The sequence below is a fragment of the Actinoplanes sp. NPDC049598 genome (assembly GCF_040675435.1).
Lineage (GTDB): Bacteria > Actinomycetota > Actinomycetes > Mycobacteriales > Micromonosporaceae > Actinoplanes.
The window spans coordinates 1-21,133 of the sequence record NZ_JBFAOX010000040.1; the positions used below are offsets into that span (position 1 = coordinate 1).

Below are 21,133 nucleotides of genomic sequence, written 5' to 3' on the forward strand. Positions count from 1 at the left end.
CGCGACCTCGTCTACACGATGCCGCCGTACGTCACCGGCGCCGGCGACGTCGCCCGGATCACCGCGGGCGTGGCCGCGGCGGTCTCGGCCGGCTGCAGTTCGGCCGCGAGTGGTCACCCCCTGCCCTCCGCCGTCGTGCGCAAGCGAGCCCAACCCGCAAAGCCGCCGCCCACCAGCAAAGAGCTCCACCCCCGCGCGAGAGAGCTGGGGCTGGGGCCGGCGCGGCAGGGCGGCTGGCCTGGCCTGGCCGGGCCGGCAGGTCGGCGAGCCAAATGGGGCTTGGCCGGACCGGCGGACCGGGCGCCAGGTGGCGCTGGGGTCGATGGGGCTGGTGGCAGCTGGGCTGGCGAGGTCGCCCCGGCAGCAAAAAGCCCGCGCTCGGAAGGGAGCGCGGGCTGGGAGCGGCGAAACCCTAGAGCTTCTGGCCCAGTTCGACCTTCGGCTTGGGGACGCGCATGCGGCGGAACGTGAGGCCGCGCATCACGCCGTACAGCTGGAGGGAGCCCATTCGCTGGGTGTGTTTCGGGAAGCGCTCGTTGACCAGTTTCTTCACCTTGCGGGAGATCAACACACTGTCCACGATCACGCCCAGGGCCAGCAGGAGCCACAGCACGTTGCTGGCCAGCTGGACCGCCGCGACCTGGACGGTCGAGCCGATCAGCACGATCAGCGCGCCGCCGAAGAACCAGGTGCCCACGGTTCGGCGGGCGTCGACGATGTCGCGGACCAGGGAGCGTTCCGGGCCTCGGTCGCGGGCGAGCAGGTAGCGCTCGTCGCCCGCTTTCATGCCCGCGGTCGCTTCGGCTCTTTCCTCGCGCTGCCGCTCGCGCATCTGCTTGACCTGTTCGCGGCGGTTGGTCGGGACGGGCTCGGAGATCCGGCGGCCCGTGCTGACCCGCTTCGGCGTGGTCACTCCCAGTTCTTTTTTGCTGGGGGTGTAGCTCTTGGGGCGCGGCGCGTCGGACGTCACCTCCTCCACGACTTCAGCGGTGGGGGTGTCGTCTTGCTTGCGGCGGAAAAGCGAGGGCACGTTCAGAGAGTAGCCAAGCGGCGCGGTGTGATTCACACCGCGCCGCTGATAGTGATGAAACGGAAGCCTGTTACCGACGATTTGACATGGGTTCTCCGCTGCGGGCTAGCTCAGCCGCTCGACGTGCGCTCCGAGCGCCGCCAGCTTGCCTTCGAAGTCCTCGTAGCCGCGGTTGATCAGGTCCACTCCGTAGACCCGGGACGTGCCTTCGGCCGCGAGGGCCGCGATCAGGTGGGCGAAGCCGGCCCGCAGGTCGGGGATGACCAGGTCGGCCGCGTGCAGCTTGGACGGGCCGGCGATGACGGCCGAGTGCATGAAGTTGCGCCGGCCGAAGCGGCAGGGGGTGCCGCCGAGGCAGTCGCGGTAGACCTGGATGGTGGCGCCCATCTGGTTGAGCGCCTCGGTGTAGCCGAGCCGCTGCTCGTACACCGTCTCGTGCATGATCGAGATGCCGCGGGCCTGGGTCAGGGCGACCACGAGGGGCTGCTGCCAGTCGGTCATGAAGCCCGGGTGTACGTCCGTTTCTAGCGCCACCGCCTGCAGTTCGTGGCCGGGGTGCCAGAACTTGATGCCGCCCTCGACCGCGGTCACGCCGTCGCGGGCGACCCGGTCGTCGGTGATCTCGCATTCGCCGCCGATGGAGCGGAAGACGTTCAGGAACGTCATCATGTCGGCCTGGCGGGCGCCGAGGACTTCGATCTCGCCCTTGGTCGCCAGGGCGGCCGCGGCCCAGCTGGCCGCCTCGATCCGGTCGGGGATCGGCTTGTGCTTGTAGCCGTGCAGTTTCGGCACGCCGTGGATCTCGATGACCCGGTCGGTGTGCACCGTGATGATCGCGCCCATTTTCTGCAGCACGCAGATGAGGTCGATGATCTCGGGTTCGATGGCCGCGTTGCGGAGTTCGGTGACGCCTTCGGCCCGTACGGCCGTGAGCAGCACCTGCTCGGTGGCGCCGACGCTCGGGTAGGGCAGTTCGAGCTTGGCTCCGTGGAGTCCGTTGGGCGCGCTCAGGTGCATGCCCTCGGGCGCCTTGTCGACCACCGCGCCGAATTCGCGCAGCGCCTGGATGTGGAAGTCGATCGGGCGGGGGCCGATGTGGCAGCCGCCGAGGTCCGGGATGAAGGCGTGACCGAGGCGGTGCAGGAGCGGGCCGCAGAGCAGGATCGGGATGCGGCTCGAGCCGGCGTGCACGTTGATCTCGTCCGTGCTGGCGCTCTCCACGTTGGTGGGGTCCATCACGATCTCGCCGTCGTCGGCGCCGTCGGAGACCTTCACCCCGTGCAGGCCGAGCAGGCCGCGGACGACCTCGACGTCGCGGATCCGCGGGACGTCGTAGAGGTGGCTCGGTGACTCGCCCAGCAGGGCGGCGACCATCGCCTTGGACACGAGGTTCTTGGCGCCACGGACCCGGATCTGACCTTGCAGCGGCGTACCGCCGTGCACGACCAGGACGTCGTCGGTCAACGTAACCTCCAGCTGGCGGGCGTTGGGGCGCCCGAAATGATCGAGGGGGCGGAAGCCGGGTGGGGGTACCCGCTTCAGCAACCGAGGAAGCATAGCGCTGAGTGACAAATAAGGAAGCCATCACAACGCCCAGCGGACGGTAAATAGGACAGAGTTAAGAATCCCGGACGCGCTGCGGATCTTGGCAACTACCCAGAGTCACTACGGCAAGGCGAGCATCTGGTCCAGCGCGACACGCGCGTTGTGGGCCGTCTCGTCGTCGACGGTGATCACGTTCGGCACCCGGCCGGCAACGAGCTCCTCGAGCGCCCACACGAGGTGCGGCAGGTCGATCCGGTTCATCGTCGAGCAGTAGCAGACCGTCCGGTCGAGGAACATGATCTGCTTGTCGGGGTGGGCGAGCGCGAGACGGCGTACGAGGTTGAGCTCGGTGCCGACCGCCCAGGCCGACCCGGACGGCGCCGCGTCGAGGGCCTTGATGATGTACTCGGTGGAGCCGACGTAGTCGGCGGCCCGCACCACGTCGTGCCGGCACTCCGGGTGGACCAGCACGTTCACGCCGGGCACGCGCTCGCGGACCTCGCGCACGCTGTCGATGGTGAAGCGCCCGTGCACCGAGCAGTGCCCGCGCCACAGGATCATGCGGGCGGTGCGCAGCTGCTCGTCGGTCAGCCCGCCGCCCGGCTTGTGCGGGTCGTAGAGCACGCAGTCGTCCAGGTCGAAGCCCATCTCGAGGACGGCCGTGTTGCGCCCGAGGTGCTGGTCGGGCAGGAAGAACACCTTGCTGCCCTGCTCGAAGGACCAGTCGAGGGCGCGCTTGGCGTTGGACGACGTGCAGACCACGCCCTTGTTGCGGCCGACGAAACCCTTGATGTCGGCCGACGAGTTCATGTACGTGACCGGGACGATCTCGCCGGTGATCCCGAGGTCCTCGAAGCGCTCCCACGCGGTCTGCACCTGGCCCAGCACGGCCATGTCGGCCATCGAGCAGCCGGCCGCGAGGTCCGGCAGGATCACGCGCTGCTCTTTACGAGTGAGGATGTCCGCGCTCTCGGCCATGAAGTGCACGCCGCAGAAGACGATGAACTCCGCGTCGGGCCGGGCCGCCGCCTGCTGGGCCAGCTTGAACGAGTCGCCGGTGACATCGGCGAACTGGATGACCTCGTCGCGCTGGTAGTGGTGGCCGAGCACGAAGACGCGGTCGCCGAGGGCGGCCTTGGCCGCGGTGGCGCGGGCGACCAGGTCGGGGTCGCTCGGTGCGGGCAGGTCGCCCGGGCAGTCCACGCCGCGCTCGGAGGCCGGGTCGGTTCCCCGGCCGAGCAGTAGCAGGGCGGTGGCGGTGTTCGAGGGTTCGGTCCAGGTCGACGTCACGTTGGTCATCGTCGCACAGCGCGAGACGGTCATCTCTGTTCCGTTCGGCACAGCCTTCAGGCCGGTCAAGGGCGGCGGTGGGGTGGTTGGACGGGGCACACTCCTGGGGTGCGCGTATTGATCTGCCCTGACAAGTTCGCCGGCACGCTGTCCGCCCCCGAGGTTGCCGAGGCGGTGGTGGAGGGCTGGACCGGGGACGACGAGCTGATCCGCCGGCCGATCGCCGACGGTGGACCGGGGTTCATCGAGGTTCTGGCCGGGTCGCTCGGCGGCCGGCGCATTCCGGTCGACACCGTCGACCCCCTGGGGCGTGCGGTCCCGGGGGAGGTCCTTCTTGTTGGCGGTACGGCGTACGTCGAGAGCGCTCAGGCGTGCGGTCTGCACCTCCTGACCGTGGAGGAGCGGGATCCGAACGCGACCAGCTCCTACGGTCTGGGGCTGTTGCTGCTGGCCGCGGTCGAGGCGGGCGCGACCGAGGTGGTGATCGGTCTGGGCGGGTCGGCCACCAACGACGCCGGCGCCGGCATGTTGGCTGCTCTCGGCGCCCCGCCGGTGGATGCGGCCGGCTACGCGCTTCCGTACGGCGGGGCCTATCTGAACGCGGCGGCCGCGCTCGGCGGTGTGCCCATGCTGCGCCAGGTCAGCCTGGTGGCGGCCACCGACGTGGACAACCCGCTGACCGGCCTGCACGGGGCCAGCAAGATCTTCGGCCCGCAGAAGGGCGCGAGCGAGGAGGACGTCTACCGCCTGGACGCCGCGCTGGAGCAGTTCTCCGGGGTTTTGGAGCGGACGTTCGGCCTGACCGACCTGGAGGTCGCGCCGGGCGGGGGAGCGGCCGGCGGCATCGGGGCCGCGCTGATCGCCCTCGGCGGCCGGGTCGTCTCCGGCATCGGCCTGGTCTCGACCGCGATCGGCCTCGACAAGGAGCTGGACGCGGCCGACCTCGTGATCACGGGAGAGGGATCTTTCGACCACCAGTCGCTCCGCGGCAAGGTCGTGGCGGGCATCGCCAACGGCGCGCGGGACCGCGGTCTGCCTTGCGTTGTGCTCTGCGGCCGCAACGAAACAGGGTTCCGGGAGGCGGCTTCCGCAGGCGTCACGGAGACGTATTCGCTGACCGAGCACTTCGGCAGCGAAGAAATCGCGATGCGGGAGCCCGCCCGTGGCCTGCGGGAACTCTCGGCGCGACTCGCGTCCCAGTGGAGCCGGTGAACTAAGCCACCCCAATTGGGAATCTCGGGGAATGGGGTTAGCGTTGGCAAGTACTGCACCTGCCTCGAGCTTTCCCGCAGCGGAAAACCCAGGCAAGATCGTTAGTCGACCCTGCAGGGAGATACGCAGTGACTGCTGAAGCGCACACCCCGTCGACCGAGGCGACTGCCGCCCCGACCGGCGTCCTCCTGACCGACGTCGCCGCGGTGAAGGTCAAGGCCCTGATCGAGCAGGAAGGCCGCGACGACCTGCGCCTGCGCATCGCTGTTCAGCCCGGTGGCTGCTCCGGCCTGCGCTACCAGCTCTTCTTCGACGAGCGTTCGCTCGACGGCGACGTCGTCAGCGACTTCGGCGGGGTCGAGGTCGTGGTCGACCGGATGAGCTCGCCGTACCTGGCCGGCGCGACGATCGACTTCGCGGACCGGATCGACGCCCAGGGCTTCACCATCGACAACCCGAACGCGCAGAACTCCTGCGCCTGTGGTGACTCGTTCCACTGATCGGCTCAATTGCGCCTGTGGGCCTCTCAAACCGGGTTTACCGGGGTGGGAGGCCTTCAGTCGTGTTAAGGGTGGTGGGCGGGGTGGTCGGATGGAGGCCGTCCCGTTCACGGGGCGGCCTGCTGCGCGTAACGAGCCGGTAGGCTGCGTACGTAAGCCCCCCGTTCCCGAACTCCAAGGGCCCATCATGAAGATCGCCGTCACCGGCTCGATCGCCACCGACCACCTGATGCACTTTCCGGGACGGTTCGCCGACCAGCTCATCGCCGACCAGCTGCACAAGGTGTCGCTGAGCTTCCTCGTCGACGACCTCGTGGTCCGGCGGGGCGGCGTGGCCCCCAACATCGCGTACGGGATGGGCAAGCTGGGCCTGCACCCGATCCTGGTCGGCGCGGTCGGCGCCGACTTCGCCGACTACCGGTCGTGGCTCGAGCGGCACGGCGTGGACTGCGACTCGGTGCACATCAGCGACGTCGCGCACACCGCCCGCTTCGTCTGCACCACCGACGAGGACCTCAATCAGATCGCCTCGTTCTACGCCGGGGCGATGGCCGAGGCCCGCAACATCGAGCTGGCCCCGGTCGACGCCCGGGCCGGCGGCCTCGACCTAGTGATCATCGCCGCCAACGACCCGGCGGCCATGGTGCGCCACTCCCAGGAGTGCCGGTCGCGAGGCCTGAAGTTCGCCGCCGACCCGTCGCAGCAGCTGGCCCGCATGGACGGCAGCGACGTGCTGACCCTGATCAGCGGCGCCGACTACCTGCTGACCAACGAGTACGAGCGCTCGCTGCTGGAGACCAAGTCCGGCCTGAGCTCGGACGAGGTGCTGGAGCAGGTCAAGATCCGGGTGACCACGCTGGGCAAGGACGGCGTCGAGATCACCGGCCGCGGGATCGAGCGGATCCACGTGCCGGTGGCCCGCGACGTCATCCCGGCCGACCCGACCGGCGTCGGTGACGGCTTCCGTGGCGGTTTCTTCGCCGCGATCTCCTGGGGTCTGGGCCTCGAGCGGGCCGCGCAGGTCGGCTCGCTGCTGGCGGCGCTGGTCCTGGAGTCGGACGGCGCCCAGGAGTACGACGTGCGGGCCGGTGACTTCGCCAAGCGCTTCGCCGACTCGTACGGCGACGACGCGGCGGCCGAGATCAAGCCGTTCCTGCCCACTCTCTGAGGACTCTTCCCATGGTGCTGGCCGTCTTCGCCGGGTTGCCCGGTGTCGGCAAGAGCACGCTCGCGGCCCGGGTGGCCACCGAGCTGCCGGCCTGCGTGCTCGCCGTCGATACGGTCGACTTCACACTTCAGCGGTACGAGGTGTCGGAGCCGCGGCCCGGCTATGCCGCCTACGGGGTCGTGGCCGCCCTGGCCGAGGTGCAACTGGCGAACGGCCAGCACGTGATCATCGACGCCGTCAACCCGGTGAAGGCGGCCCGGCAGCTCTGGGTCGACCTGGCCGAGCGGCTCGGCGTGCCGCTGCGCGTGGTCGAGGTGGTGTGCGGCGATGACGCCGAGCACCGCCGCCGCGTCGAGAAGCGCTACGAAACGCGGGACCACGATGCCCGTCCAACCACCCCACCGGCCACCCTTAACCGGACTAAAGGCGATATCCCGGACTGGGTGCGGGTCCTCGAGCGGCAGAAAGAGTACGAGCCGTATCTCGGCCCGCGCCTGGTCGTGGACACCTTCTTCGCCAAGGACCCGGTCGGCCCGGTCCTCGACTACCTCAGCTGAGACGCCGTACCTCGAAGGCGTTCTCATAAGGCGAGCCGAGGTACTCCTGCTGCTTCATGCGGCACCAGGCCGGGATGTCGTTGGCGGCGGCCGGGTCGTCGGCGAGAACCCGTACGGCCTCGCCGATCTTGACCTTGGTCATGGCCTTGGCCAGGTTGATCACCGGCAGCGGGCACTTCTGGCCCCGGCAGTCGAGCTCGATCACATCCCCGCCTCCTTCCGGATCTCCGCGACCAGGCCCGGCAGTACGGCGAGGAAGCGCTCGACGTCCTCCTCGGTGGTGTTCCGGTGCAGGCTGACCCGGACGTTGCCGTGGCTGAGCACGCCCATCGCCTCCAGCACGTGGCTCGGCCGCAGCGTCGACGCGGTGCACGACGAGCCCGAGGAGACCGCGAACCCGGCCCGGTCCAGCGCGTGCAGCAGCGCCTCGCCGTCCACGTAGAGGCAGGAGAACGTGACCAGGTGGGGCAGCCGCTGCACCGGGTCGCCGACCACCTCGACGTCGGGCACGGTAGCCGCCACGCGTTCCCGGATGCGGTCGACCAGCGCCGACAGCCGTACGGCCTCGATCTGGGCCTCGGCCTGGACGGCCCGCAGGCCGGCCGCCGCGGCGACCACCGCCGGCAGGTCGAGGGCGCCTGACACGCCCGGGCGATAAAGATCATCTTGCGGAAGCGGGGAGATCCAGCGCACACCCTTGCGTACGATGAGGACGCCCACTCCGGGCGGGCCGCCCCACTTGTGCGCGCTCGCGCTGAGCAGCGACCACCCCGGCGCCACCGGCGCGCGCCCGATCGACTGGGCCGCGTCCACGAACAACGGAACGCCGGCCTCCGCGCAGTAATCCGCGGCCGCCGCGACGGGCTGCTCCGTGCCCACCTCGTGACTGGCGCTGATCAGCGCGGCCAGCGCGACGCCCGGTGTGGACACCGCGTCGTCCCAGGCGGCCAGGTCGAGCCGGCCGAGACGGTCCACTCCGACCTCGACCGCTTTACCGCGGCGGGCCGCGTGCAGGACGGCCGAGTGTTCGATCGCGGAATGCACCAGCGTGTCGCCCTGCCGGGCCCGTCCGGCCAGGGCGCCCAGCACGGCGGCCTGCGCGGCCGCGGTGCCCGAGGGCCAGATCGACACCTCGTCCGGGCGTACGCCCAGGGCCTCGGCCAGAGCGGCCGTGGCCGCGTCGGAAAGCTGCTGGGCCCGCCGGCCCGCGGAATAGAGACGGACCGGATCGGCCCATCCGTCGTCGAGCGCCGCCAGCCACGCCTCGCGCGCGACCGGATGCAGTGGAGCGGCGGTCGCCGCGTCCATGTATGCCGCCGGACCACCAGGAATGCCCATGTATTCCACCCGGGAACGGTATCGTCCGGTTGTTGAGGGGTAACCGTGCACCGTCGAAGATCGGACCCCCGGCCCGGAGGTTAGGGCCAGGTCGAGTAATCTGCGACCGACGGTGACGCCTTGCCGCTCGGTGTCCGGTTTCGGGCGGGGCGGCGCTGCTAAGGGAGGCAAAAGCAGGTGGGCGCAAAGAGTTCGGCCGTACGGCCGCGAGCGGCAGTCCGGTTCGCCGGCCTCGGTCTCGGCGGGTCGGCGCTGCTGTTGCTGCTCTCGGGTTGTTCGGTGAACGGCATCGGCGATGCTTTCAGCCACTTCGGGTGGCCCAGCAACGGCATCAGCCTGCAGGCGCACCGGATGTACGACCTGTGGATCGCCTCGGTGATCGCGGCGCTCGTCGTCGGCATCTTCGTCTGGGGCCTGATCTTCTGGTGCATCATCCGGTACCGCAAGCGCGGTGACGAGCTGCCCGTGCAGACCCGGTTCAACATGCCCATGGAGGTCCTCTACACGGTCACCCCGGTGCTGATCGTGGCGGTGCTGTTCTACTACACCGCCATCGTGCAGACCGACGTGGACAAGCTGTCGAAGAACCCCGACCAGGTGGTCGAGGTCGTCGCCTTCAAGTGGAACTGGCAGTTCAACTACCGCGACGGCCTGGGCGATCAAGCCAACACGGTGGCCTCGACCACCGGCTCGTCCGAGGTCATCCCGCTGCTGGTGCTGCCGACCGGTGAGAAGATCCGGTTCGAGGAGACGAGCAAGGACGTCATCCACTCGTTCTGGGTGCCGGAGATGCTCTTCAAGCGCGACGTCTTCCCGGGCATCGTGCGCAACCAGTTCGAGGTCACCCTCGACCGCGAGGGCCGCTACGTCGGCCGCTGCGCCGAGCTCTGCGGCACGTACCACGCGTTCATGCAGTTCGAGCTGGTCGTGGTCTCGCCCGAGAAGTTCGACCAGTACCTGGCGGCGCGCAAGGCCGGCAAGTCCACCCAGGAGGGCATGGCGGCGATCGGCTTCACCGGCGACCAGCAGTACGCGGTGACCACCAAGCCGTTCGACACGCGCCGGCAGAACCACAGCTGGAACCAGACCAACTCCGTCGCCGCCGGCACCACCGCGGGGAAGTGAGCTAGACCGTGAAGACCGAATACAAGATCTTCGTCGGGGTCGCCGCCTTCCTCTTCGGCGCGGCGATCGTCTACGGGTTCTACACCCGTGGCACCGGCACCCACGTCGAGTGGGTCGGCACGGTCGCGCTGATCCTCTCGGGTCTGCTCTGCTCGATGTGCGGCGGCTTCTTCTGGTTCGTCTCGCGGCGCATCGACCTGCGCCCGGAGGACCGGGAGGACGGCGAGATCGCCGAGGGCGCCGGCGAGATCGGCTTCTTCAGCCCGGGCAGCTACTGGCCGTTCGGCATCGCCCTGTCGGCCACGGTGGCCGGCATCGGCCTGGCGTTCTGGATGTGGTGGCTGGTCGCGGCCGGCCTGATCCTCGTGATCTTCGCGTCGTCCGCCATGATCTTCGAGTACTACAGCGGCACCCGGCACCCGGCCGAGCATTAGGCCAGACCACAAAAAACCCGCGCCCCTCAGGGGCGCGGGTTTTTTTATGCGGCTCGTCGCTGTTGCGGGGCTATCTTGCCGGGCCGGCGCGGGCCGAACCAGTGGACGACGATAGGCGCGACCACCTCGGCCGCGCCGCAGCGGGTGCAGACCAGCTCGGGGCAGTCGTCGTGGCCGTCCGAACAGGGCGGCACCTCGAACATCATGTCTCCGTCACAGATGACGCAGCGGATTTCTCGGTCCGACACGGGTGGCTCCTCTCTTCGCCGACTCGCCGGAAGGTGGATGACCCGAATTCGATTCAGACGCTGCCACGGAAATAGGGCATTGCCTCGTATTACCGGCGGCGTGTTGCCTATGAAACTCGTTATTCGGCCGCCTTGGCGGCCTGTGCCGCAGCCACCCAGCGCTCCAGGAGAGCCGTGGCGGCCCCGGAGTCGATCGTCTCCTGGGCCCGGGCTATTCCGGCCCGCAGCGTGGCCCTCAGGTCGCCCGGGAAGCCTCCCTGGGCGGCCAGGGCGGCCGCCACGTTGACCACCACGGCGTCGCGGACCGGCCCGGGCTCGCCGGCGAAGGTGCGCCGGGCCACGTCGGCGTTGAAGGCCGAGTCGCCCCCGCGCAGCGCGGTTGGCTCGGAGCGCGGCAGGCCGAGCTCGACGGCGTCGATCACCTGCTCCTCGACCTTGCCCCCGGCGGCCACCCAGACCCGGGTCGGGGCGGCGGTGGTGAACTCGTCGAGGCCGTCCTCGCCGCGCATCACGATCACCGAGTCGCCGCGCCGGGCGAACACCTCGGCCATCACCGGAGCCATCCGGACGTCGAAGCAGCCGACCGCGCCCGCGGTCGGGCGGGCCGGGTTGGTCAGCGGGCCGAGCACGTTGAAGAACGTCGGCACGCCCAGCTCACGGCGCGGAACCGCGGCGTGGCGCATGCCGGGGTGGTAGCGGGCGGCGAAGCAGAAGCCGATGCCGGCCTCGCCGACCGTGGCGGCCACGCCGGCCGGGCCCAGGTCGAGCGGGATGCCGAAGCGCTCGAGCAGGTCGGCCGTGCCGGTGGTGGAGGACGCCGAGCGGTTGCCGTGCTTGACCACCGTCACACCCGAGGCGGCTGTGATGATCGCCGCCATGGTGGAGATGTTCACGGTGTTGGCCCGGTCGCCACCGGTGCCGACGACGTCGACCGCGGTGGTCCGGATCTCCTCCGGCAGCGGGACCAGGGTGGCGTTGGCCAGCATGGCCTCGACTAGACCGGCCAGCTCACCCGGCGTCTCGCCCTTGGCCCGCAGCGCGACGGCGAAGCCCGCGACCTGGGCCGGCGTGGCGTTGCCGGCCATGATCTCGCCCATCGCCCACGCCGTGTCGGCCGAGGCGAGCTCCTCGCCGCGGAGCAGGGCCATGGTCAGGTTGGGCCAGGTGCGTGCGCCCATGTCTCAGGCGAGCTTGCCGAGCGTGCCCAGCGGGATCGCGCCGTCGCGGCGGGCCCGGAGCATCGCGGCCACCGTCTGGCCGGTCGTGACCGGGTCGAGCGGGGCGACCAGGGTCTGGTCGACCTGCGAGTAGGCGGCGAGCCAGCGGTCGGCCGCGCGGGCGATGACGACGCAGGTCGGCGGGGGAGACGCGTACTCGTCCTTGGTCTGGCGGGCGATGCCCAGGCCGCCGGCCGGGGCCGCCTCGCCGTCGAGGACCATCAGGTCGATCTCGTACTTGTCGAGCAGGTTGCGGCAGTCTTCCCAGGTGGCGGCGTCGGCGAACTCGACCTTGAGGTCAGCCGCGGGCCGCTCGCCGATGGCGAGCCGGATCCGGTCGCGCACCGCGGGATCGTCGCTGTAGAGCAGGACCGTGTACTCGTCGCTCATGATGCCCCCGGGGTTCACGTCGTAGGTGCCGCCCGATCGTAACGGACCTCACTACGGGGTGTCGGACCCCGGTCGCCCGGCGCCTCCGGCATTTGTGATCTTGGCAGCAGCTGCGGCCTCCTCGGCCTCCTGGCGGTCCAGGGCGCGGTCGACCCGGCGGGCCTCACGTTCGGACTGGCGGATCCACTGCATGATCAGGATGCCGAGCATGGTGACGCTGACGATCTCACCGCCGGCCCAGAGGATGCCGCCCGCGGTGACCTGGTCGGCCTTGGGGTCGGCCCAGCTCAGGCCCAGGCTCGGGTAGTAGTCGCCGGCCAGCAGGGTGCTGGCCTGCATGATCGTCAGGCCGAGCACGGTGTGGAACGGCACCGACAGCACCATCAGCAGGGCCCGGCCCGGGTAGGGCCAGCGGTTGGGCAGCGGGTCGAGACCCAGCAGCGGCCAGAAGAACAGGCAGCCGGTGACGATGAAGTGGATGTGGATGAACTCGTGCAGCCACGGGTGCAGCAGGGTCTGCCGGTAGAGGTCGGTGAAGTACAGCACGAACGGGTTGGCCACGAAGATCCCGAACGCGACCAGCGGAAACGTCAGGACCCGGGCGACCCGGCTGTGCAGCACGGCCAGCAGCGTCTTGCGCGGATGGGCGGGCAGCACGCGCAGGGCCAGCGTGACCGGCGCGCCCAGGGCCAGGAAGATCGGCCCGACCATGGACAACGTCATGTGCTGGACCATGTGCACCGAGAGCAGCGCCGTGTCGTACTTCTCGATGCCGGTCACGGTGACGGCCGCGATGGAGCCGAGTCCACCCGCGACGAAGGCCACGGTGCGCCCGGCCGGCCAGTGGTCGCCGCGCAGCCGCAGCCGGTAGACGCCGTAGCCGTACAGCGCCGCCGCCACCAGCAGGAACAGCGCGACCAGGCTGCCGATGTGGATCTCGGTGAAGATCGCGGCCGGGGTGAACGGCGGAAGACCAGTATCCCCGCTGGGCGCGGCGAGTGTGGGCGTTTCGGCTAGGTGCACCATTCGAGGCTAGGCCCATCCGGTCGGGACCACTTCTTCCGGGCTGGAATCTCATGACGGATTCGACCCCCCGCATCACCTTGGACTGATCGCGGGGCAATAATGAGCCTCGTGACAGCGGCCTCAGCCATCGACAAGAGCAGGATCCACTCGCTGACCCGACCGAACATGGTCAGCGTCGGCACGATCGTGTGGCTCTCCAGCGAACTCATGTTCTTCGCGGCGTTGTTCGCCATGTACTTCTCGATCCGAGCAGCGGCGCCGGAGCTCTGGGAGCACCACACCGAAGCGCTCAAGATCCCGTACGCGACGACGTTCACGGTGATCCTGGTTCTTTCCTCGGTCACTTGCCAGCTCGGCGTGTTCGCCGCGGAGAAGGGTGATGTGTTCGCGCTCCGGCGCTGGTTCACGATCACCTTCGTGATGGGCCTGATCTTCGTGCTCGGGCAGGCGAACGAGTACCGCAACCTCGTCCACGAGGGCATCAAGCTCAACGGCGACGGCTACGGCTCGATGTTCTACCTGACCACCGGGTTCCACGGCCTGCACGTGACCGGCGGTCTGATCGCCTTCATCGTCTACATGATCCGTACGACCATGGGTAGGTTCACCCCGGCGCAGGCCACCTCGGCGATCGTCGTGTCGTACTACTGGCACTTCGTGGACATCGTGTGGATCGCGCTGTTCGCCATGATCTATTGGCTTCAGTAGCCCCCGCATCCGTCCATGAGCTTCAGGTCAAAACCTAGAGGGACTCAGCCCATGACTTCAGACACCCCCGCCGGACGGCGCCTCAGGGTGTTCTCCCGGCGGCGCAAAACGCCGAGCCGGGCGCGCCGGCGGTTCGGCGCGGCGGTGCGCATGCTCGCCGCCCTCGCGCTTGCCGGTGGCATCTACACCGCCTTCGCCCCGGGCGCCTTCGCCGAGGACAACCGGCAGCTGTCGGCCGCCGCGCAGGAGGGCAAGCAGCTCTTCGACAACAGCTGCATCAGCTGCCACGGCAAGGATGCGCAGGGTGTCGACGACCGCGGCCCGAGCCTGATCGGCGTCGGCGCCGCCTCGGTGGAGTTCCAGGTGGGCACCGGCCGCATGCCGATGACCCGGCAGGAGGCCCAGGCCGAGGAGAAGAAGCCGCAGTTCGACGAGACGCAGACCAAGCAGCTCGCGCAGTACATCCAGGAGCTGGGTGGAGGCCCCCAGATCCCCCAGGGTGAGCTGGTCGAGAACCTCGAGTCCAACCCCGAGGCGCTGGCCCGCGGCGGCGAGCTGTTCCGGGTCAACTGCACCTCGTGCCACGGCTTCGGTGGTGGCGGTGGCGCCCTGTCGTCCGGCAAGTACGCCCCGAGCCTGCACGACGCCACGCCCGAGACGATCTACGCGGCCATGCTGACGGGCCCGCAGAACATGCCGGTGTTCGGCGACAACCAGCTCACGCCGGAGCAGAAGCGCGAGATCATCACCTACATCAACCTGCAGGTTCAGGGCGACCGGGACCCGGGTGGCCTGTTCAACCTCGGCCGGTACGGCCCGTCGACGGAAGGCATGGCGGTCTTCCTGGTGGGCATCACCCTCCTGGTCTTCACGTCGCTGTGGATTGCGGGGAAGTCATGACGGCTGTGCACCACGACACCGAGCCGGCCCAGCCGGTCGACGTCCACGACCCGAAACTCTCCCGCATGGAGATCGTCCGGGAGGGCCTGCGGCGCGACGAGATCGAGCTCGTCACGTACGAGTCGCAGTTCCAGGGCCGTGACTCCAAGGCCGAGAAGCGCGTCGTCCGCAACATCGCGCTGCTGTTCATCATCTCGGGCCTGGCCGCGCTCGCCTTCCTCGGCTTCTACATCTGGTGGCCGTGGCGGTTCGAGCTCGGCGAGACCATGAGCGACTTCTACACCCCGGCGCTCGGCCTGACCCTCGGCATCTCGCTGTTCGCCCTGGGCTTCGCGATCCTGGCCTGGGCCAAGAAGCTGCTGCCGCACGAGGTGTCGATCCAGACCCGGCACGACGGCGCGTCGCCCAGCGACGAGCAGCTGATCACCGGGCAGACCGCGCTGTTCGTGGGCGACGAGCTGGCGGGTGGCGTGCAGCGCCGGCCGCTGCTCAAGGGCGCGATCGGCCTCGCCGCCGCCCCGCTGGGCGTCGTGGCCGCTGCGCCGCTGATCGGTGGCCTGATCGAGAACCCGCACAAGGGCGACCCGCCGCCGCTGTTCTCGACCGGCTTCAACCCCGTGCACAACAACGGCCAGCCCGTGCGGCTGGCCCGCGAGGACGGCACGCCGATCCGCCCCGAGGACATCTCCACGGGTGGTCAGGCGACGGTCTTCCCCGGCATCCCCGGCGGCGCCACCAACGAGTACGCCGACTCCCCGACCCTGCTGATCCACCTGCGCGCCGACGACGCGGAGGAGACCCGGCGGAACGCGGAGAACGACCGGCGCAACCGCGGCTCGATGTACGGCGACTACGTCGCGTACTCGAAGATCTGCACGCACGCCGGTTGCCCGGCGAGCCTGTACGAGCAGCAGACCAACCGGCTGCTCTGCCCCTGCCACCAGTCGCAGTTCCTCATCACCCGCAACGCGCAGCCGGTCTTCGGCCCGGCCAGCCGGCGTCTGCCGATGTTGCCGCTGGGCGTGGACGACGAGGGCTACTTCGTGGCAAAGTCCGACTTCAAGGACACTGTCGGACCTGACTTCTGGGAGCGGCCGTGAAGCGGCGCAAAGTAGACCTCGCGCAGGCCCCCGTGGCCGTCGCGCGGGGCACCGACGAGCGGTTCCAGGCGGCGACCCCGCTGCGGGCCCTGCTCAACAAGGTCTTCCCTGACCACTGGTCCTTCCTGCTGGGCGAGATCGCGCTGTTCTCGTTCATCGTCCTGCTGTTGACCGGTGTTTTCCTGACCCTCTTCTTCGACCCGTCGATGAAGGAAGTCGCGTACGACGGCCCGTACTCGGCGCTGCGCGGCACCGAGATGTCGGCCGCCTACGAGTCCTCGCTGCGGCTCTCGTTCGAGGTCCGTGGTGGTCTGTTCATGCGCCAGATGCACCACTGGGCAGCCCTGCTGTTCATGGCATCAATCGTCGTGCACATGGCCCGCATCTTCTTCACCGGCGCCTACCGCAAGCCGCGCGAGATCAACTGGGTGATCGGCATCATCCTGTTCCTCCTCGGCTTCTTCGCCGGCTTCACCGGCTACTCGCTGCCGGACGACGGCCTGTCCGGCACCGGTCTCCGCATCGCCTCCGCGATCATGCTGTCCTTCCCGGTCATCGGCACCTGGCTCTCGGCCGCGGTCTTCGGCGGCGAGTTCCCGGGCCACCTGATCATCGGCCGGTTCTACATCGCCCACGTGCTGCTCATCCCGGGCGGCCTGCTGGCGCTGATCGCCGTCCACCTGGGCCTGGTCTTCAAGCAGAAGCACACCCAGTGGCCGGGCCCGATGCGGACCAACACCAACGTGGTCGGCGAGCGCATGTTCCCGCGCTACGCGCTCAAGCAGGGCGGCTTCTTCATGGCCGTCTTCGGCACGGTGGCGCTGCTGGCCGGTCTCTTCCAGATCAACCCGATCTGGCTGTTCGGCCCGTACCGCGCCTCCGAGGTCTCCTCGGCCTCGCAGCCCGACTGGTACGTCATGTTCATGGACGGCCTGGTCCGGCTCATGCCGAACTGGCAGATCTACATCGGCGACTACAGCATCCCGCCGCTGTTCTGGCCGGCCGGTGTCGGCCTCGGCGTGATCTTCACGCTGCCGATGCTCTGGCCGTGGCTGGAAGCCCGCAAGTCGGGTGACAAGCGGATCCACAACCTGCTCGAGCGTCCCCGCGACAACCCGGAGCGGGTCGGCATCGGCGCCATGGCGTTCACGTTCTTCCTGGTCGCCACGATCTCCGGCGCCAACGACGTGATCGCCGACAAGTTCCACATCAGCCTGAACGCGATGACCTGGGCCGGCCGTCTCGGCCTGATCATCGGCCCGCCGCTGATGTACTGGCTCGCCGTGCGCATCTGCCTCGGCCTGCAGCAGCACGACCGCGAGGTGCTGGCCCACGGCGTGGAGACGGGCATCATCCGTCGCCTGCCGAACGGCCAGTTCATGGAGGTCCACCAGCCGCTCGGCCCGGTGGACGACCACGGTCACCCCGTGCCGCTGGAGTACGGCGGCTGGGTCGTGCCGAAGAAGATGAACCGGGTCGGCGCGCTCGCGCCGGCGATCAAGGGCTTCTTCTTCCCGGTCGAGAAGCCGGCCGAGGCCCCGGTCTCGCCGGGCATGCCGCCGGTCTCCGGCAAGGACCGCGAGGAGATCGGCTCCGGCCGCTGATCCCGCCCGCTGTCACGTGACGAGAAGGGGCCCGCTTCGGCGGGCCCCTTCTCGTTTAGCATTGATCGGTCTACTACCTCAGAGGCGAGGAGCCCCGCTGGTGAACACCGCGATCGTGCACATCGACTGCGCCACCGACTCGATCCCCGAGGTGGCCGAGGCGCTGGCCGCGCTGGACGGGGTCAGCGAGGTCTACTCGGTGGCCGGCAACGTCGACCTGATCGCGATCGTGCGGGTGTCCCGCTTCGAGGACATCGCCGAGGTGATCGCCGGCAAGATCTCCAAGACGGCGGGCGTGGTCAACACGGAGTCGCACATCGCGTTCCGCGCCTACTCGAAGCACGACCTCGAGGACGCCTTCGCGATCGGCCTGCCGGACGCCGACTGAACCACCGCGCCCGTCCTCGCGCGGCCGGTGCCCTACGGAACCGCGACCTTCACCGTCATCGGCCCCGGGGCGCGGATGACGTCGACCAGCTTTTCCTCGGCCGCGACCTCGGCGCCGGGCCACACCACGCAGCGGGTGATCTCGCCGTGGACGGTGGCGCCGGCGCCCACCACGGCGTCGCTGACGCTCCCGGTGACCGTGGCCGAGGGGTCGATGAGGGCTCGGGCCCGCGCGGCGTGCAGATTGGCCGTCAGGTAGTCGCCGGGGGTCCCGGTGTCGATGTAGGAACCCGCGTAGTCGATCAGCTCGAGGGCGCGCTCGGCCTCGGCCGGGCGCCACACCGTACGGACCAGGTTGCTCATCTCGGTGGAGAGCTCACGGACGTACCGCCAGGGGAGCAGCGAGAAGCCGGCGAAGCGCCGCCCGCTGAAGCCGCCGGTGGCGCCGGGCGGATTGGTCTTGGTCAGCATCCGCACGGTCTCGCCGTCCCAGCCGTCGAGCAGCGCGGCGATGTCCTTACCCGGCTCACGACCCGGGTCGGACAGGTACGCGTCGGCGTTGCCGACCAGCGCCCCCCGGCCGTCGACCCAGCCCTTGAGCCGGCCCACGCCGCCCGAGGTGCCGACGGGGCCGTCCGGCTCCACCGAGAGGTGCGCGCGGTCGCCGACGTGCGCGACGACCTGCTCGCCCAGGTAGGCCGCGTTGACCGCGGTGGTCGCCGGGCCGGACAGGCCGAGCGCGGCCAGCCGGGCCAGCGCGCGGTCGAGCAGGGCCACGTTGCCGACCGGGCAGAGCGCCTTGGGCAGGATCTCGGTCAGCGGGCGGAGCCGCTGACCCTCGCCTGCGGCCAGGACGATGCCGCAGACCTCGCTCACCGGCCCTCGGCCTCCGCCCCGGTGGCGTCCTGACCCTCCGGGCCGGCGGCGTCGGTCCCTCCGCCGGCGGAGGGACCGGTCGTGGGGCCGGCGGTCTCGTCGATGCCCTGGCGGCGGGCGCGCTCGGCCTTGCGGCGGGCCAGCTCCTCGGTCTTCTGGCCGCCGATGCCGTACTGGCTGAGCAGGTGGCCGGTGTTGAGGGTCAGGCGCGGCAGGTCGTCGACCGGGAACCAGGCCGCTTCCAGGATCTCGCCGCCGTCGACCTTGAGCGCGGTCGTGGAGGCCGGCACCGAGCCGAAGAAGACCGTGTCGACCACGCCGACCGGGTGGATGATCGCGTTCGGCGCGCCGGGGGTGAGGTCGCCCGGGGCGAGGCGGACGCCGGTCTCCTCGAACAGCTCGCGGGCCGCGCCGACCTCGGCCCGCTCGCCCTTTTTGAGCAGGCCGGCGGGCAGGCTCCAGCCCCGGTTGGGCGGCTGGCGCAGCAGCAGGATCCGGTCGGGGTCGCTCGACTCGGCGTCGCGGATCACGGCCACGGCGCCGACCAGGTATCTCGGGGCGACCAGGCCGGCTATGCGGCGGCGGGCGGCGCTCGGCAGCCTGTAGAACGCCTGATACGCGTACGCCCGAACGACCCGAGAGAAACTCACGCGCGTTAGGTTACTGGGCGTCAGTCCGGGTGGTCGACGAGGGCGATGAGCTGCTCGACGACCGCGTCCGGCTCGAGGTTGCGCTCACAGACCGCGACCAGCATGGTCTCCAGGTCGGGGTAGCCGAGCTCCTCGGCCAGGCGGCGCAGCGGCACCTCGCTGGCCAGGCCGCGGTCGTGCTTGCGCAGGGTCAGCCCGATCGTGGCCCGGCCGAGCCGGACCTTGTCGGCGATGCTGATGCCGGGCTCGTTCTTCTCGTCGAAGTACCGGTTGATCTGCATCTGGGCCTGGCTCGACTTGACGAAGCCGAGCCATTCCCTGCGAGGGCCGCGGGGAGCGTTGGGCTCGAGCTCGACCTGCCCTTCGGTCTCGGAGAAGATCTCGACCACGTCGCCGTCGCGCAGCTGGGAGCTGAGCGGGGCCAGCCGGCCGTTGATCGTGGCGGCCAGGCACTGGTCGCCTTTCTCGGGGCCGAGCTCGTAGGCCAGGTCGACCGGGGTGGAGCCGCTGGGCAGCTCGAACGCGTGCCCGTGGGCGAAGACGGTGATCTGGGCCTCGGCCAGGTCGCAGCGCAGCGAGGCCAGGAACTGGGCGGCGTCGGTGGTGTCCTGCTGCCAGTCGAGCACGCGCTTGAGCCAGGTCAGCTGGTCGGCGCCGGACGCCTCGGCGTCCTGCGCGTACTTCGGATATCGGTACGTGGTGGCCACGCCGTACTCCGAGTAGTCGTGCATCGCCTCGGTGCGGATCAGCACTTCCACCAGGCGGCCGTCCGGGCCGGTCACGGTGGTGTGCAGGGACCGGTAGAGGTTGTTCTTGGGGGAGGCGATGAAGTCCTTGAACCGGCCGGCCACCGGGCGCCACTGGCCGTGGATGGCGCCGAGCGCGGCGTAACAGTCGGTCTCCGGGCCGTCCACGACGACGGCGATGCGGGGCAGGTCGAACGGGACCTTGTGGCCGCCGGCGACCGTGTCCTTCCAGATCGAGTAGTAGTGCCGGGGCCGGGGCGTGACCTCGGCCGACACCCGCGAGCGGCGCATGGCCGTACGCGCCTTGGCGCTGACCTCGGAGAGGTAGTCGTCCCAGCCCGGCCGGTTCTTCACGTGCTCGTCGATGCGCGAGTACGAATCGGGCTCGAGGTGGAACAGCACCACGTCGTCGAGGTCGCGCTTGAGGGCCTGGATGCCGAGGCGGTCGCAGAGCGGCACGAGGACGTCGAGGGTGGCGGTCGCGATCCGGGCCCGGCTCGACGGCGAGCGCGCGTCGAGGGTGCGCATGTTGTGCAGCCGGTCGGCCAGCTTGATGACCAGGACACGGACGTCCTTGCCGGCGGCCACGATCATCTTGCGGATCGTCTCGGCCTCGGCCGCCTTGCCGTAGAACGCCTTGTCGAACTTGGTCACCCCGTCGACCAGGTGGGCCACCTCGGGGCCGAAGTCGCCGTGCAGCGCCTCCAGCGTGTAGCTCGTGTCCTCCACCGTGTCGTGCAGCAGGGCGGCGACCAGGGTCGTCGTGTCCATGCCGAGGTCGGCGCAGATCTGGGCGACGGCGAGCGGGTGCGTGATGTACGGGTCGCCGCTCTTGCGCATCTGGCCGCGGTGCATGTTCTCCGCGATGGCGTAGCTGCGCCGCAGCACCCCGGCGTCGGCCGAGGGATGGATGGCGCGATGCGTGCGCGTGAGGACGGTCACCGGGTCGTCGTCGTTGCCCTGGAAACTCAGGAACGACTTCAGGCGACGGCCGATCGTCAGCTCGGTGGCAGGCTTCGGGAGGGCACGTCCAAGGGCGGCGCCGTGGCCGGCGTCGACGTCCACCTGGACACCCCCTCACC

At 69.8% G+C, this 21,133-nt stretch carries 22 protein-coding genes and 1 pseudogene; 11 read left to right on the plus strand and 12 right to left on the minus strand.

The window, feature by feature from the left end:
- Positions 1-412: 412 nt before the first annotated feature.
- The 3 genes from AB0J66_RS46280 to nadA all read right to left on the minus strand — a co-directional run bounded on the left by AB0J66_RS46280 (position 413) and on the right by nadA (position 3,874).
- Positions 413-1,030: a DUF3043 domain-containing protein gene (locus AB0J66_RS46280; RefSeq protein WP_364674885.1), complete on the minus strand. Its 618-nt coding sequence runs from the start codon at positions 1,028-1,030 to the stop codon at positions 413-415.
- 105 nt (positions 1,031-1,135) lie between these two features.
- On the minus strand, positions 1,136-2,506 hold the full coding sequence (murA, locus tag AB0J66_RS46285) for a UDP-N-acetylglucosamine 1-carboxyvinyltransferase (RefSeq protein ID WP_364675050.1): 1,371 nt from the start codon (positions 2,504-2,506) through the stop codon (positions 1,136-1,138).
- 189 nt (positions 2,507-2,695) lie between these two features.
- Positions 2,696-3,874 carry a quinolinate synthase NadA gene (gene nadA / locus AB0J66_RS46290; RefSeq protein ID WP_364675053.1) on the minus strand — a complete coding sequence of 393 codons (1,179 nt, stop codon included), beginning with the start codon at positions 3,872-3,874 and terminating at the stop codon, positions 2,696-2,698.
- Between the two features lie 99 nt (positions 3,875-3,973).
- Here nadA and AB0J66_RS46295 point away from each other — a divergent pair, with 99 nt between their 5' ends.
- The 4 genes from AB0J66_RS46295 (at position 3,974) to AB0J66_RS46310 (ending at position 7,302) form a co-directional block, all read left to right on the plus strand.
- Entirely contained in the window at positions 3,974-5,077 is a 1,104-nt protein-coding gene (locus AB0J66_RS46295; RefSeq protein ID WP_364674888.1) for a glycerate kinase, read from the plus strand.
- Positions 5,078-5,205: 128 nt separating this feature from the next.
- Entirely contained in the window at positions 5,206-5,577 is a 372-nt protein-coding gene (erpA, locus tag AB0J66_RS46300) for an iron-sulfur cluster insertion protein ErpA (protein ID WP_097319992.1), read from the plus strand.
- A gap of 187 nt (positions 5,578-5,764) precedes the next feature.
- Positions 5,765-6,745 carry a carbohydrate kinase family protein gene (locus AB0J66_RS46305; RefSeq protein ID WP_364674890.1) on the plus strand — a complete coding sequence of 327 codons (981 nt, stop codon included), beginning with the start codon at positions 5,765-5,767 and terminating at the stop codon, positions 6,743-6,745.
- An 11-nt stretch (positions 6,746-6,756) separates the two neighbouring features.
- On the plus strand, positions 6,757-7,302 hold the full coding sequence (locus tag AB0J66_RS46310; protein ID WP_364674893.1) for an ATP-binding protein: 546 nt from the start codon (positions 6,757-6,759) through the stop codon (positions 7,300-7,302).
- Here AB0J66_RS46310 and AB0J66_RS46315 read toward each other — a convergent pair.
- Both AB0J66_RS46315 and AB0J66_RS46320 read right to left on the minus strand, forming a co-directional pair.
- Positions 7,295-7,507, minus strand: coding sequence for a sulfurtransferase TusA family protein (locus AB0J66_RS46315; RefSeq protein ID WP_364674896.1), 213 nt, complete (start codon positions 7,505-7,507; stop codon positions 7,295-7,297). The genes AB0J66_RS46310 and AB0J66_RS46315 overlap by 8 nt on opposite strands.
- The gene (locus AB0J66_RS46320) at positions 7,504-8,640 is read right to left on the minus strand and encodes an aminotransferase class V-fold PLP-dependent enzyme (RefSeq protein ID WP_364675055.1); all 1,137 of its coding nucleotides are present in this window, start codon (positions 8,638-8,640) and stop codon (positions 7,504-7,506) included. Before AB0J66_RS46320 ends, AB0J66_RS46315 begins: the two co-directional genes overlap by 4 nt.
- Before the next feature lie 177 nt (positions 8,641-8,817).
- Between AB0J66_RS46320 and coxB the strand changes: the two genes are divergently transcribed.
- Positions 8,818-9,765, plus strand: a complete 948-nt coding sequence (coxB, locus tag AB0J66_RS46325; protein WP_364674899.1) for a cytochrome c oxidase subunit II — start codon at positions 8,818-8,820, stop codon at positions 9,763-9,765.
- An 8-nt stretch (positions 9,766-9,773) separates the two neighbouring features.
- A complete protein-coding gene (locus AB0J66_RS46330) occupies positions 9,774-10,199 on the plus strand; it encodes a cytochrome c oxidase subunit 4 (RefSeq protein ID WP_364674901.1) in 426 nt (141 codons plus the stop codon).
- A 44-nt stretch (positions 10,200-10,243) separates the two neighbouring features.
- Here AB0J66_RS46330 and AB0J66_RS46335 read toward each other — a convergent pair whose 3' ends face one another.
- From AB0J66_RS46335 to AB0J66_RS46350, 4 genes are all read right to left on the minus strand, one after another.
- On the minus strand, positions 10,244-10,447 hold the full coding sequence (locus AB0J66_RS46335; RefSeq protein ID WP_364674903.1) for a hypothetical protein: 204 nt from the start codon (positions 10,445-10,447) through the stop codon (positions 10,244-10,246).
- A gap of 119 nt (positions 10,448-10,566) precedes the next feature.
- Positions 10,567-11,625, minus strand: coding sequence for an anthranilate phosphoribosyltransferase (gene trpD / locus AB0J66_RS46340; protein WP_364674906.1), 1,059 nt, complete (start codon positions 11,623-11,625; stop codon positions 10,567-10,569).
- A gap of 3 nt (positions 11,626-11,628) precedes the next feature.
- A complete protein-coding gene (locus AB0J66_RS46345) occupies positions 11,629-12,054 on the minus strand; it encodes a hypothetical protein (protein WP_364674908.1) in 426 nt (141 codons plus the stop codon).
- Positions 12,055-12,105: 51 nt separating this feature from the next.
- The gene (locus tag AB0J66_RS46350) at positions 12,106-13,080 is read right to left on the minus strand and encodes a cytochrome c oxidase assembly protein (protein WP_364674911.1); all 975 of its coding nucleotides are present in this window, start codon (positions 13,078-13,080) and stop codon (positions 12,106-12,108) included.
- Positions 13,081-13,188: 108 nt separating this feature from the next.
- Between AB0J66_RS46350 and AB0J66_RS46355 the strand changes: the two genes are divergently transcribed.
- From AB0J66_RS46355 to AB0J66_RS46375, 5 genes are all read left to right on the plus strand, one after another.
- Positions 13,189-13,788 (plus strand): heme-copper oxidase subunit III, encoded by a 600-nt coding sequence (locus AB0J66_RS46355; RefSeq protein WP_364674914.1) that lies wholly within the window; start codon positions 13,189-13,191, stop codon positions 13,786-13,788.
- A gap of 51 nt (positions 13,789-13,839) precedes the next feature.
- Entirely contained in the window at positions 13,840-14,688 is an 849-nt protein-coding gene (locus tag AB0J66_RS46360) for a c-type cytochrome (RefSeq protein WP_364674917.1), read from the plus strand.
- Positions 14,685-15,788 carry a Rieske 2Fe-2S domain-containing protein gene (locus AB0J66_RS46365; RefSeq protein ID WP_364674920.1) on the plus strand — a complete coding sequence of 368 codons (1,104 nt, stop codon included), beginning with the start codon at positions 14,685-14,687 and terminating at the stop codon, positions 15,786-15,788. Before AB0J66_RS46360 ends, AB0J66_RS46365 begins: the two co-directional genes overlap by 4 nt.
- Entirely contained in the window at positions 15,785-17,392 is a 1,608-nt protein-coding gene (locus tag AB0J66_RS46370) for a ubiquinol-cytochrome c reductase cytochrome b subunit (RefSeq protein WP_364674923.1), read from the plus strand. Before AB0J66_RS46365 ends, AB0J66_RS46370 begins: the two co-directional genes overlap by 4 nt.
- A gap of 100 nt (positions 17,393-17,492) precedes the next feature.
- Positions 17,493-17,780: an Lrp/AsnC ligand binding domain-containing protein gene (locus tag AB0J66_RS46375; protein ID WP_364674926.1), complete on the plus strand. Its 288-nt coding sequence runs from the start codon at positions 17,493-17,495 to the stop codon at positions 17,778-17,780.
- A 32-nt stretch (positions 17,781-17,812) separates the two neighbouring features.
- Here the strand turns inward: AB0J66_RS46375 and AB0J66_RS46380 are convergent, their stop codons facing one another.
- The 3 genes and pseudogenes from AB0J66_RS46380 to AB0J66_RS46390 form a co-directional block, all read right to left on the minus strand.
- Positions 17,813-18,655, minus strand: a complete 843-nt coding sequence (locus tag AB0J66_RS46380; RefSeq protein WP_364674929.1) for a sugar phosphate nucleotidyltransferase — start codon at positions 18,653-18,655, stop codon at positions 17,813-17,815.
- Positions 18,656-18,855: 200 nt separating this feature from the next.
- Positions 18,856-19,305 (minus strand): annotated as a pseudogene (locus AB0J66_RS46385) (NUDIX hydrolase); the annotation flags it as partial.
- A 20-nt stretch (positions 19,306-19,325) separates the two neighbouring features.
- On the minus strand, positions 19,326-21,116 hold the full coding sequence (locus tag AB0J66_RS46390; RefSeq protein ID WP_364674931.1) for an HD domain-containing protein: 1,791 nt from the start codon (positions 21,114-21,116) through the stop codon (positions 19,326-19,328).
- Positions 21,117-21,133: the final 17 nt, after the last annotated feature.

What these genes read in the sequence shown, in the direction of transcription:
- AB0J66_RS46320 (WP_364675055.1), bottom strand. Translation starts at nt 8,640, where the DNA reads ATGGGCATTCCTGGTGGTCCGGCGGCATACATGGACGCGGCGACCGCC.
- nadA (WP_364675053.1), bottom strand. Translation starts at nt 3,874, where the DNA reads ATGACCAACGTGACGTCGACCTGGACCGAACCCTCGAACACCGCCACC.
- AB0J66_RS46305 (WP_364674890.1), top strand. Translation starts at nt 5,765, where the DNA reads ATGAAGATCGCCGTCACCGGCTCGATCGCCACCGACCACCTGATGCAC.
- AB0J66_RS46310 (WP_364674893.1), top strand. Translation starts at nt 6,757, where the DNA reads ATGGTGCTGGCCGTCTTCGCCGGGTTGCCCGGTGTCGGCAAGAGCACG.
- AB0J66_RS46350 (WP_364674911.1), bottom strand. Translation starts at nt 13,080, where the DNA reads ATGGTGCACCTAGCCGAAACGCCCACACTCGCCGCGCCCAGCGGGGAT.
- AB0J66_RS46365 (WP_364674920.1), top strand. Translation starts at nt 14,685, where the DNA reads ATGACGGCTGTGCACCACGACACCGAGCCGGCCCAGCCGGTCGACGTC.
- AB0J66_RS46360 (WP_364674917.1), top strand. Translation starts at nt 13,840, where the DNA reads ATGACTTCAGACACCCCCGCCGGACGGCGCCTCAGGGTGTTCTCCCGG.
- AB0J66_RS46345 (WP_364674908.1), bottom strand. Translation starts at nt 12,054, where the DNA reads ATGAGCGACGAGTACACGGTCCTGCTCTACAGCGACGATCCCGCGGTG.
- trpD (WP_364674906.1), bottom strand. Translation starts at nt 11,625, where the DNA reads ATGGGCGCACGCACCTGGCCCAACCTGACCATGGCCCTGCTCCGCGGC.